The 12,442-nt window shown below is 59.5% G+C and carries 8 protein-coding genes; 1 reads left to right on the top strand and 7 read right to left on the bottom strand.

The window, feature by feature from the left end; all coding sequences use genetic code 11:
* Window positions 1-205: 205 nt before the first annotated feature.
* Window positions 206-427: an SANT/Myb-like DNA-binding domain-containing protein gene (locus AC066Y_RS36090; protein ID WP_478278020.1), complete on the bottom strand. Its 222-nt coding sequence runs from the start codon at window positions 425-427 to the stop codon at window positions 206-208.
* A 279-nt stretch (window positions 428-706) separates the two neighbouring features.
* Between AC066Y_RS36090 and AC066Y_RS36085 the strand changes: the two genes are divergently transcribed.
* Window positions 707-976, top strand: a complete 270-nt coding sequence (locus tag AC066Y_RS36085) for a transposase family protein (protein WP_478278019.1) — start codon at window positions 707-709, stop codon at window positions 974-976.
* Between the two features lie 176 nt (window positions 977-1,152).
* Here AC066Y_RS36085 and AC066Y_RS36080 read toward each other — a convergent pair whose 3' ends face one another.
* The 6 genes from AC066Y_RS36080 to AC066Y_RS36055 all read right to left on the bottom strand — a co-directional run bounded on the left by AC066Y_RS36080 (window position 1,153) and on the right by AC066Y_RS36055 (window position 12,225).
* Complete coding sequence (locus tag AC066Y_RS36080) at window positions 1,153-2,337, bottom strand: acyltransferase family protein (protein WP_478278018.1); 1,185 nt, start codon at window positions 2,335-2,337, stop codon at window positions 1,153-1,155.
* Window positions 2,338-2,769: 432 nt separating this feature from the next.
* On the bottom strand, window positions 2,770-6,033 hold the full coding sequence (locus AC066Y_RS36075) for an ABC transporter substrate-binding protein (RefSeq protein WP_478278017.1): 3,264 nt from the start codon (window positions 6,031-6,033) through the stop codon (window positions 2,770-2,772).
* A 525-nt stretch (window positions 6,034-6,558) separates the two neighbouring features.
* A complete protein-coding gene (locus AC066Y_RS36070) occupies window positions 6,559-8,109 on the bottom strand; it encodes an arylsulfatase (RefSeq protein ID WP_478278016.1) in 1,551 nt (516 codons plus the stop codon).
* Between the two features lie 196 nt (window positions 8,110-8,305).
* Window positions 8,306-10,015: an arylsulfatase gene (locus AC066Y_RS36065; protein WP_478278015.1), complete on the bottom strand. Its 1,710-nt coding sequence runs from the start codon at window positions 10,013-10,015 to the stop codon at window positions 8,306-8,308.
* A complete protein-coding gene (locus AC066Y_RS36060) occupies window positions 10,012-10,998 on the bottom strand; it encodes a formylglycine-generating enzyme family protein (RefSeq protein WP_478278014.1) in 987 nt (328 codons plus the stop codon). The genes AC066Y_RS36065 and AC066Y_RS36060 overlap by 4 nt, the downstream gene beginning before the upstream one ends.
* Before the next feature lie 192 nt (window positions 10,999-11,190).
* Window positions 11,191-12,225, bottom strand: a complete 1,035-nt coding sequence (locus tag AC066Y_RS36055; RefSeq protein WP_478278013.1) for an HAD family hydrolase — start codon at window positions 12,223-12,225, stop codon at window positions 11,191-11,193.
* Between the last annotated feature and the right edge of the window lie 217 nt (window positions 12,226-12,442).

Raw genomic sequence — 12,442 nt, 5'->3', positions numbered from 1 at the left:
CCTCCAACGCGTTCACGAAGTCGGGTCGAAAAGCGGCGAAAAAGCCGAAGCGTTCGCGCGCGCCTTCACCCCGACCGGAAATGTTCCAGCTGCCCCGCCCGGCAATCATGAATAAGACGGGCTAGAGCCTCTGCGATCCGACGACCGGCGACGCTAAAAGCGCCACAGGACCAATCTGGCTCCAAACCACGATCCTGCGCGCGTGTTAAATTGTGCGGGACGATTGCGCAGCGCGTTCCTGGGAGCCCTTTAGAAATCGAAACCGGTTCTGAACGCTGGAAAAAGTCCTATTCAATGCTGCAGCTATCGTCCTCCACTCTTGTCCACCGACAACTAGCTCTAAAAGACGGTCATCGTCTTCAGCCGTCCAACGCTGCCCTCCTAGTGAACGATCAGGTGGTTGCGATGCTCGATTTGAACCGGTCATTTATGCTGCGTCCCCGCCCATGCGCCGCTATTGGTGCGTAAAATAGACGCGTATGGCGGCCATGACTATCGTAGCGCCACCGAGTGTTGACACAAGTTTTGCAAGAATGGCCTGGGTCGCACACGACGATCATGCACTTCGGTCAAGAGCCTTGCAACGCTAACCGAAGCGAGCGTCGACACAACGAAGTCCGACCTTGCGCAGTGGGACAAAAGCCGATCCACACCCTTAGAGCGGAAGAGGATTAAGCTATCGGGATTAGAGGATGCAGATTGCGGGATGTCTGGCGCTTTGATTGGAGGAGAATCAGCGCCATGCAGCAGGCATTCCAACGCTCGAGTTTGGTGGTGTGTTAGGTCGATTGTTATGGTTCGGGCTTCTGGAAGCATCGGCCTCTGTCCTTCGTGCGGAACGGTTTCCCGACGTGTCCAGAGCCGCTATCGACGCCGAGTGACCGATCTGCCGCTATCGGGGCGGATCGTCCGGCTCCTGGTGATCGCTCGCCGATTCCGCTACGATGCGGTTCTGTGCGGGCGTGAGATTCACTGAACGCGTCACCGAAGGCGTACTGGCACCATCGGCGCGCGCACAGCGAGCTAGACTCCATCGTTCGGCCTCTTGGCGGTCGACCTCCCGTGCTTCCGGCCGCCCGAGTTGCCCGATCACCGCAACCCGTTTGCCGCGAACGGAGAGCGTGTGCAGATCCACTCTGGATCGCTGCGTCGTTACAGCACGTATTTGGCGCCTGGCAGCTTGCGCAGCACGGCGGTGGCGGCCCAGCTCAGCGCCACGGTGGCGAAGAACGCGATCGCGGCCTTGGCGATGGCCGGCAATTCCATGTCGAACAGCCAGTATTGCAGCCACAGCACGATCGGATAGTGCACCAGGAACATGCCGTAGGCGTCGCCCTGCATGCGGTCGAGCAGCGTCGGTCCCTGCGCCTTCGATTGCAGGAAGTAGGCCAGGATCGCGAACAGGATCGAGGCGCTGAACAGCACGTAGAAGGTGCCGTAGGACGCGAGATACCAGCCCGGCAGCGGGTCGGGGTTACCGATGACCCCGCGCTTGATGTAGATCATCACCCACATCAAGCAGTAGGGGATCAGCGTGATGCCGGTCCAGAACCAACGCCGCTCGGTCAGCCGTCCGTTTGCGCTGAGCAGGCCGCCCTCGAGGTTCGCCGCCCCGATCCCCGCACCGATGAAGAAATAGGACGCATAGAGCAGCACCCGGCTCGCCTGCACCGAGAACGGTCCGAGCTCGAACCAGTAGTTCTGGCCGTAATGGACCAGCATCGGCAGATAGGCGGCGGCACTGACGACGACGAGGAACAGCCAGAACTTCGAGGGACGTTCAAATCCCTTGATCGACAGGCGGTTGATCGGCTCGAGCAGGCGCGATGACACCCGGTACAGCACGCTCGCCGTCACGTCGAACGTCATCAAGACCCAAACGAACCAGATCGGGCCGCTCGGCCAGGGCCCGAAGATCATGGTCTTCCACCAGTATTCGGAGAAGGTCAGGTCCGGCGTCGCACGCAGCGCGATCGCGTAATAGGCGATCGGAATCACGGTGAACGCGCAGATCACGAAGGGCAGGCCGAGCCGCAGCAGCCGGTCGCGCAGGAAGATCAGCCACGGCTTGTGGCCGAGCCCGGGCCAGACGAACAGCCCCGACAGGAAGAAGAACATCGCCATGAAGAAGCTGTCGGTGGCGAGCACGACGCAGTCGAAGCCGATCCAGGACGTCGGGTCGGTGTGCCCGAAATGGGTGTAGGGGATCACCGCGTGATGCAGCAGCACGACCAGCGTCAGGAAGGTGCGTGCACGGTCCAGGGCGACGTTGCGCTTGTGGAGCTTCGGTGCTGCCTGGACATCGACGGCCGGAGCCGCGTGAGCAATCGATTTCATGGTGCCCCCAGCCGGGTCTGCAGCCGGATGTTGCAGCTGGGACTCGGATTCAGCAAGACCAAGTTGCCCGGCATTATGGCGCAACGGCGCTGCACGCCGTCGACCCACCAGCATTGTGCACGCAATGTTGCTACGCATTCAGGCGCTAGTGCTGCCGGTCAAGACGTTGGTGCTGAGCGGACATTGAGTGAGCGTGAACGCTGCTAAAGGTCACTAGCTGCAGATCGCAGATCTTGGGTTGATATGGTTGATAGGTTGAAACTCGGGGCCCATCGGGTCTCCGTCTGAATACTCGCGTTACAGCACGCCTACATCTCGGAGGTCTTCGCGATGCTTCTCGGTGGAGGGAGGGAACCTAGAATGAAACTGCTCAGAGCCCTCCGCCGTGATAGCATCCAGGCTCATCGCTCCGCAACTTATTGAAATTGCTTATTAAACGTAATCGCCGCCGCTGGAATCAATCAGGAGGCACTTTTCGCATTCCGTCAGCATGAATTTGGCCACGGGATCGCCGGGAAAGGAAATAAGGACAGAGTGATACGCCCGCTGCGCTGCCGCAACGTCACCAGCCTCAAAATATTGCGAGGCTAACCTCGTCATTGCACAGAGCTGCTCGTCCCGGTCGCGGGCCCTCAGCTCCGCGTCGGAGCTGGCGCGCAAGGCACGCAATTCAAAGATCATGAACTCGGTCTTGCGGCCCTTCACCTGAACCCGCTTCAAGGGGCGCGCCAATATCTCCGCCCCTACCTGGTCATAGATGCTGTCGCTGATGCAGATCGTCGTGCCAAACTGCTTGTTAATGCCTTCAAGTCGCGCCGCGACATTTACGCCATCCCCTAAAGCGGTGTAGCTCAGCCGGGCCGAGGAGCCGACATTGCCGACCAATACGTTGGCGCAATTGAGCCCGATCCGGATGCGGATTCGCGGCCGTCCTTCCGCTTCCCAGCTATCGTTCACCCGCTCCATGCGCCGTGCCGCTCGCAACGCGCCCGCGCAGGCGCGCAGAACATGGTCGGGGCACTGAATCGGAGCATTCCAGAACGCCATGACACCATCGCCAATGAATTTGTCGACGGTCCCGCCTTCTACCAAGATCGCGCCGGAAACCTGCTCGAGATAGGTCGAGATCTGCACCAGCAAGTCTTCCGGGGCCAGGGTTTCCGAGTGTGTGGAGAAATTCTCCAGGTCGGAAAAGAACACGGTGAGGAACCGCGGCTCGACGCCCAGGGTCAGCGGAATGCCCGACTTGATGAGCTGGCGGACCACATCGAGCGGAACGAAGGAGGAAAACGATTTCAGCGAGTTGCGAAGTAGCGCAGCTGCCGATTCAAGCCTTGCGATTTCCCTGATGTTGGATGGCCGCGATGCCGGCGCGTCGAATTGCAGACTTTCGATGGCTTGCAATTGCTGCGATACGTTTTCTACTGGCCGAGATAGCCGGCTGGCCGCGATATAGATGAAGAAAAGCTCGATCGTGGTGAGGATGATGATGACCACCATGATCAACCGATTGGTCGCCTTCAACGTCCCCACGAAATCGTCGATTGGCGTCAAGGTGATCACCTGCCAGGGCTGGCCAAAGCCATCCGGGAAATTGGCGAAGGCCGCAATCAGATCCCGTCCGTTTGCAGGGGACCGAAAAACGAAACTGTCGGTATCGGCACCGGCGTGTCGGCGAGAAGCCTCACGGACATCCGGATCGTCGATATCGGTCAGGGTCGCGATCTTGAGTTTGCCGTTCTCGACGCGCACGCTCTTCTGCATATACGGGAAGGCGATGATCTCGCCGCTATTGCGGTCGGCGATCAGGGTGACGCTGTGCGCGCTGGCGCGGTGCTTGTCGAGAAACCGCGACAACACGTCCATGGTGATATTGGCCGTTGCGCAGCCGAGAAAATTGACGCCGCGGAAGATTGGAACACGCAAGTAGAGAATAGGGAATCCGGTGTCGGGATTGATTGCGGGCTCGGTTACCGCAAGGGTCCGTGTCATCTTGGCCGTCTGATAGCCGGGTAAGGTCCTGATGTCCAAGTCGGTTGCAACATCGTACCCGCCGATTAAATGCGGCCAGACGTCAAAAAATTTGCGATGCCGAACCCGCGAGAGCGCAAAGGTGATCGCATCGATATAGCTGGCGTGCCAATTCGCAGCCGCCGGAATACGGGGGTCGTTACGTCTTCGATCGTCGTCCATGCGGGTGACGACCCTATGATAACCATCCTCGAAACTGACGTAGACGGCGTCGATATGCGCTGCCGAGGTCAGCGCGCGGTACAACAGATCATTGCTTTGCTCGATGCGGAAATAGCCGGGATCAGCGGCGGCCACGTCGGCGAGAAAGCGCAACGGGGTTTCGGTGCTGTCGATCAAGTTCTCGGCGCGCTCGACGCCGGAGCGGCTGGTCTGCGCGACCGCGTCGTTCAGGATGGATACCATGCCGGCGGAATTCTTGTTGTAATTGTAGATCAGAATGAAAATGAGAATGGGAATGCTGAGGCAGATGAACAGCAACGACATGACAAAACTCAGCCTCGGCCGCCCTATCGTGGCGACCGGCGGAAATGCTCCGAACCGGGCTAATGCCCTACGCAGGGAGCGGCTTCGGTACAAAGCCAGCACCATAAACGCCAATCCGACAACCCCAAACAAAACGGCGATCAACCAGTGCCCTTCGATGTCGTCTTCGCCAGTCCACATCAGTCTCGCGGGCAGCGTATCGTCAGCCAGCAGCCCGAGCTTGTGATAGGTCGTGGCGATGAGTCGCCAGTGGGCAGCATCCTGCTCACCGATCCGGCCGGGGCCCGGCCTGACCAGGGTATCCATGCGGGCAGCTTCGAACAGCAGGGCCTCGCGGCTCTTCTTTGCCGAATAGGTCTTAAGGATGAGATCGACCGTCGCCTCCTTGTGCGCCAGCGCATAGGCCCAGCCTTTCAGACTTGCAGTCCTGAATGCCGCCACACGTTCTGGGTGGGCCTTCACCTCGGCTTCGGAGGTGCACAGATTGTCGCCGTAGAAATCGACCCCGTATGCCGCGGGCGAGAAGGTGCGATACGCGGCGCCGAGCTGTTCAAGGACGAATGGCTCGTTGGTGTTGTAGGCGACCATCGCGTCGGCCTTGCCGGCCAGGAGATCGCGTGGATCGCCCCGGTGGTCAATGCGCGGCATCGCCGCATAATCCACACCTTCGTGCTTCAACATGGCAGCGATTTCATCGCTGCCCGGCGTGTCCATCAGCGTGCGGCCCCGCAAGTCTGAGACGCTTCTGATGTCGGCCCGGCGCGGCACCAGAATGATCGCTGGGGACTGCTGGAAGATGACGGCCAGCACGACCAAATGGCGGCCCATCACCCATTCGCGCAGGACGCTGGAGGTGCAGACGCCGAAATCCGCTTGGCCGCCGGCAACCGCTTCGGCGGCGTCGATATCGGGACCGCCCTCGCGGATCGTTACGTCGAGACCGGCGCTGCGGTAAAAGCCCTGCTCGACGGCTGCATAGTAGCCAGCGAACTGAAACTGATGCTTCCATTTGAGCTGCAGGGACACTGGATCGAGCGCAACGGCAGGATGCGATGCAAGCAGGATCAGGCAAACGGCTATGGCCAGCTGTCTCAACATGTTCGCTTGCTGCGCAAGCGCGGCGAGCGGCCAAGCTGCCGCTGCACCGCCCCAGCGTTTGATGAACTCGCGCTGTCGCATCTGGCCCCACTGAGGACATGCCTTGCGCAATCCCCGATCTATAACAGCTTAGAGCCGTCCGCGGTAATAAATGGCAGCTTCAGTCCCACGCCGATCAGGTCTCATTTCGAGTTTGGTTCTTAGTCCTGCAAGAACGGCTTGCGATCGCACTTCAGTACTTAGGCCGTGATCGACGATCAGCCGCTTATCGCGTCGTTTAAACCGCGGTCGGTCATCCCTGGACAGCGTTACAAGTGAAACGGGTGCAATCCTGGTAAACACCCCGACACTCGGAGTTTGGTATTTGCTTCGTGGCCACGCAGTCGCGATATCGTGCACGACAGGTATTTACGCATTGCCGCTTGGCGGTCTGAGCCGCCGTGAACACGCGTGAGGAGAAATCGGTGTCGCGTGCATCAGGTGTTCCCATACTAGCGACCGGCGAAATCAATGACAGAAGCACTGCGTAGAAGGCGCATACGACGTTGTTCGAGCTCATACTAGTTTCCTCCGCATCTGAATCGTTATCGGTTCAGCGATGGCCTCTCACGGGAACGGTGGCGGCGAATAAGGGTCAGGCGTGCCGGCCTTGATTGGCGGATATCTCTTCAAGCTTGCCTGGAACTTTGCGAGGATTTTGAACATCGGCTCAGCTATCCAACTGTTGTAAGCGCCCACGTCGCGCTCTTCCTTCCGGTCAGTGAGCAAGTTGAATATTCTCGGTAAGGGCAGATTCTGTGGCGTGTCGTACATACTTACCTGCCAAATCAGGTGCATCTTCCAGTTGCGCCACTTTACCGCCGAAAGCCGGTCGGCCACATAGGCTGGAAATCCCTCGCGATTGGAGAGCTCCTGTTTCCCGAGGAGGAAATCCAACTCGTCCACGCCGTCGATGGGACGATCCTTCGGGACGTCCGCGGCGCCCACGCGCGCGAGGGTCGGTAACATGTCCACGATATGGACGATCTCATTACTTACGCGGCCCGCAGGCACCTTACCCGGCCAGCGGATAATAAATGGAGCACGAAGGGAGGCTTCCATCGCCGTGAAGTATGTGCCCCGCCAAGGTCCGCTATCGCCCTCCCACGGGTGCGTCGCCTCCGGGCCATTATCGCTGGTGAAGACAACTATCGTATTGTCTTCAATCCCAGCTTGCTTGATGACGTCAAGTATCTGACCGGTGCGGTAGTCCAATTCGGCTAAAGTGTCAGCCCAATCGCCATTGCCGGTTTTCCCGACGAAGTCGGGACCCGGTAGCACTGGCATATGCATGAGGGACGATGAAACGTACGCGAAGAACGGCTTGCCCGTCTGTGCATTGCGCCTGATGAACTCGACGGCACGGCTCGTTATCTGGGCCTCCATCGTTCGGCGACTGTCCAGGTTTAGGTCGCCGACCTTCTGGGCTCTCTCACCCCTGCGCGCTTCGTAGATCGGTTCGGGACCAACAATATTTGCGTTCCAGCCCTGCTTGTTGCCAACCGACGGCCACATGCCGTTCGCTTCGTCCAGCGACGGCCACATCGCCTCGTCGTAGGTGCGCGGGATTCCATACCACTCGTCGAAGCCAAAATGTGTGGGAAGCCGCTCTTCGGCGCTGCCCAGATGCCATTTGCCCCACATACCGGTGGCATAGCCTTGATCTGATAGTAGCTTCGCAACGGTGACCTCCCACTGCGTAAGGCCGTCCGGGGCCCCGCCGATTGGCACTTCGTAGGTACCGGAGCGTATGGAGAAGCGACCCGTCATGAGCGCGGACCGCGAGGGCGTACACTGTGCTTCGACGTTGAAGTTAAGCAGGCGTGTGCCCTCGCTGGCGAGCGCGTCAATGCGTGTGGTCGGCGCGCCGCGTAGAATGCCGCCGCCGTAAACTCCCAGCTCGCCGTAGCCCAAATTATCCGCCAGAATGAAAACAATATTTGGTCGCCTACCCCGCGGCGGTTGCTGGGCCTGTGCCAGTGTCGCGAGACTGGTCGCCGCCAGGACCGATGCTGTCGCTAACGAACTGCCGCCCAGCAGAAGATCGCGTCGATTGATTCCCGTACCAGCTGGCGCCGCGCCGTTTCGATGCTCTTCAAATAAATGCTCATCACTCATGACGTATTCCCTGCTTACGACGCACCGGAATCCGCTATGGCTCGTCGTGCAGCAATCAACGGCTTGCGTTGCTTCATTGATCGTACAGTTTGCTTGCGGCATTGGTCTCGTTTGCAGCCTGCAAGCAGGTCAGGCCACGAGACGCTCGTCATGACGGACGCCCAGGCTTCGGCACCCGTCATGAACTTCAGCGTATCTATTTGGCGATGGCTGCCTGGGCTGCTGCGATTTTCGCTTTCACGGCATCGAGATTGAAGCTCGCGCCCCTTTGCATCGGCGGAAACTCGATCGCCGTCATAGCCAGTTTTTCCACCTGCTGCTGGACAAAGACGAAACGCCAGAACTCGTATTTGAACCAGTCGAAGTATTGCTGGGCCCCCTCCTTGGTCCCGCTATTTGGCCAGCCGGTGCGCTCGAAGGGATCGAGGCGAAGGTTGATCAAATAGGGCACATCGGGTTTGGTTTTTTCACCCAGCCAGCCTCCAGGCTGGTCGATAAAACGATATTTGAAGTCGTCGATGCGCACGGCACCAAGCTCGCTTTCGCCGAAATAAAAGATTTCGTGCCGGTTCGACGGGCCCTTTCCGGTGATCATGTCCATCTGGTTATAGCCGTCCAGGTGACACTTATAGGTGGTGTCACCAATCTGTTTGCCCTTCTTCAGCTCTTCGGCGATGTTCGGGTTACCGGCTGCCGCGAGAAAGGTCGGAAACCAGTCCAGCCCGGAGATGATACCGTTCTCAACCTTGCCGGCCGGCACCTTGCCCGGCCAGCGGATCATGCAGGGTACACGGAACCCACCTTCCAGGACTGTGCCCTTGCTCTGCGCGAACGGCGTCTGTCCACCGTCCGGCCAGGTGAAGACCTCGGTGCCATTGTCGGTCGTGAAAACCACGATGGTGTTGTCATCGACGCCCATGTCCTTGAGTTTCTGCATCACGACGCCGACGTCGTCATCGAGCTGCGCCATGCCGGCTTCATGGATGGTCCAGCCGTTCTTGGAATTGCGCAGCGCCTCGTATTTTGGTGACAGATGGGTGACGATGTGCATGCGGGTCGGATTGAGCCACAGGAAGAACGGCTTGTTGTCGGCCCTGGCCTTGTCAATGAACTTCAGGGCGAGGTCACGGATTTCGTCGTCGACGGTTTCCATCCGCTTGGGATAGAGCGTTCCGGCGTCCTCGATCCTCTGCTTGCCAACCTTGCCCCAGCGTGGATCCACGGTGGGATCGTCGACATTGGTCGCATAACAATGGAGCATGTTGCGCGGACCGACGGTGTTCAGCAGCTCCTGCGGATATCCCGGATGTGCAGGATCCTCCATCGCGTCGAGGTGATAGAGATAGCCGAAGAATTCGTCGAAGCCGTGCACCGTCGGTAAAAATTCATTCTTGTCACCAAGGTGGTTCTTCCCGAACTGCCCGGTGGCGTAGCCCATTCCCTTAAGTGCGGTAGCGATCGTTGCCGCCTGTGCCGGTATGCCTGTGGATGCGCCGGCCTGACCGACCGTGGTCATGCCGGTTCGAATCGGCAACTCGCCGGTGATGAAGTTGGCGCGCCCTGCCGTACAACTCGCCTCGGCGTAGTAGTCGGTGAACATCATGCCTTCAGCTGCGAGCTTATCGAGGTTCGGGGTCCGGCCGGCCATCAGGCCCCGGTGATAGGCGCCGATGTTCCACATGCCGACGTCGTCACCCATGATGACAACGATGTTGGGCCGCTGGCCGGTCGACGCAGGCGCCGCGGTCGGTTGTTGCGCTTCTGCGGGACTTGTCAGTCCGGCAGCCGAAAACGCCGAAGCTGCGACAAGAGAGCTACCGCTGAGCAACAGATCGCGGCGTTTCAAACCTGTGCTGGATGACGTGGCGCTGGTCTCGGAATTTTCTGGAATCTTGTCGCTGCTCATGACGCACTCCTCTTCCTGACGACGCAACGGAAACCGACGTGGCTGGCTGACGTATCGATCGGCTCGGCATGACGCGCGGCCGGACGATAACGGCGGCAGTAGTTGGGAGCGCAAAGATGCGAGCCGCCCTTGAGCACCTTGCGTGGAATCCTGATCTTCGGATCCCGTGGGTCGAAGCTTGCCGTCTCCGGACCACCGCGCGGGTTTTCCGGAATGCAGCACGCCTTCGGCGCATCGGCCTCGTGCTTCGGCGAGTACCAATCGGCGGTCCACTCCCAAACGTTGCCGATCATGTCGTGCACACCGTAACTGTTGGCCGGGAACGCTGTGACCGGCGAGGTCCGTTCGAAACCGTCGGTCGCCAGATTCTCGTGCGGAAAGTTGCCCTGCCAGGTGTTCGCCATATGCTTGCCGCCGGGCATCAGTTCGTCGCCCCAGGCAAACTCGGCGCCATCCAAGCCCCCGCGTGCGGCGAATTCCCATTCGGCCTCGGTCGGCAATTCCTTGCCGGCCCACTTTGCATAGGCTTCGACGTCACGGTAGGCGACATGTACGACCGGATGATCGTCGAGTCCGCGGAGGTTACTGTGCGGTCCATAGGGACGACGCCAACTGGCTCCAAATTTAAACGTCCACCATTCGCCCCAATAGCGCAGGTCGACAGCCTGCTTGGGCGGCGTGAAGACGAGGGAGCCGGCCTTCAGCATGTGTGGTAATGCGTTCGGATAGTCCTTTGCATCGGGTGTCAACTCGGCGAAGGTCACGTAGCCCGTGGCGTTGATGAACTCCCGGAATTCAAGATTGGTGACGGGCGTTCGGTCTATCCAGAACCCGTCCACGACAACCCGGTGCGCTGGCGCCTCCTCCGGATAGTGTCCATCCGAACCCATGCGAAAAGTCCCGCCCGGAATATAATCCATTCCCTCGTCTGCGGGGCGCTCGACCGCTTGCCCTCGGGCATATTTCGTACTGGTGAAACTCATCACAAACCCCGGCCACAGCGACCGTCAGATTGCCGAATCGCGGCCTCTCGCACTATGCAGTTTCGGCAAAACTATCATCCTGCAAGGGGCCCGCCGGCTGCGGCAACAAAGTTTCACCATGCGTCGCGTTGAGCGATCGAAATACGCTCCACACTGCATTGGCGGTGTCACCGGGCTTCGCGGTTTCCGTCCTTACTCAAAGGCGAAGATCCGCTTCCAGTCCCTCTTCATGTCGACCACCGTCCACCGGTTGACTGCCGCGGCGTCCAGCGCCACGTCCAGTTTCCCAAAATCTGATTGACGGTCATAGGCATATTCGCGTTCGGCGTCGGTATGGTGGACGATTAGGCCAAACCGAGCGCCGTCGGTGAGCGTCGTCCATTGCAGCATTTCGAGGTCGCCGTCAGAGTTGCCAAAGGCTGCTATCGGTCGGAGGCCTATACGCTCGTTGATACCGATCGGCTTGTCTGCCTTGTCGTTGACGAAGTTGACTTCAGGAAGGCGGAATAGAGTCGGGGTACCGTCACGAATTTCATATCGGGTCTTGATCGACGATCCGACAACCTGCTCCGGAGGGACGCCGTAGACAGAATCCGTCCATGGTCGCATGAACTCGATGCCGCCGCCTGACACGATGAAGGTCTTGAAGCCGTTCGTCCGCAGGTAGGCAAGCAACTCCAGCATCGGATGGTACACCAACTCGGTGTAAGGTCGTCTGAAGCGGCGATCGCGCGCGTTCGCAAGCCAGTCAGTGACGATCGTCTCAAACTCCACCGTTGTCATGCCGGCGTGCGTGACCGCGACCAGTTCGGCCAGGCCCTTTTCGCCGGAAGCCGCCAACGCCTTCAGGTCGCCATCCAGCACCGCAGCGAAGGGCTGCTTGGCCTTCCATTCCGGATGCATCGGAGCCATGATTTTCACGCGGTCGAGCACAAAGGCGAGTTGCACATACATTGGTTGCTCGACCCAAAGCGTGCCGTCATTGTCGAAGGTTGCTATACGCTGATCGGGCGGCACGAAATACGGCCCGCCGTGCTCCGTGACGCGCTCGACGAAGTCGAGGATAGACGCCTTGGCGGTGCCGTCATTCCAGGAAGGCATCGCGTCGCGCTGCGCTCCTGCCATCACCGCGCTGGAGTGAAGTGAGGCCGAAAGCAACGGAAGCACCGCCAGCGAAGAGAGAAGGACGCGGCGATTAAAGTGAGGAGATCTCGTGACTGGCTTCATGATCGTCTCCATTTGCTCCGGCATATGCCGCTTAGTTGCTTGACCGGGGGCCCCCTCCGCTTCTCTAGGGCTTGCCTCCACCGAGAATGAACCTGGCCTTTGCGGAAAGCCTTCGGCTTAATTAGTCCGCGGAAAGCCCGTGACGAGAGATGACGAGGACAACCGCTATGTCTGGCAGTGAAGCGGCCGGCTCGTTGGAGCCGACCACCTTGTTCGG

The sequence above is a fragment of the Bradyrhizobium sp. USDA3010 genome (genome assembly GCF_056429065.1).
This window is presented reverse-complemented; position numbering and strand designations above follow the sequence as displayed.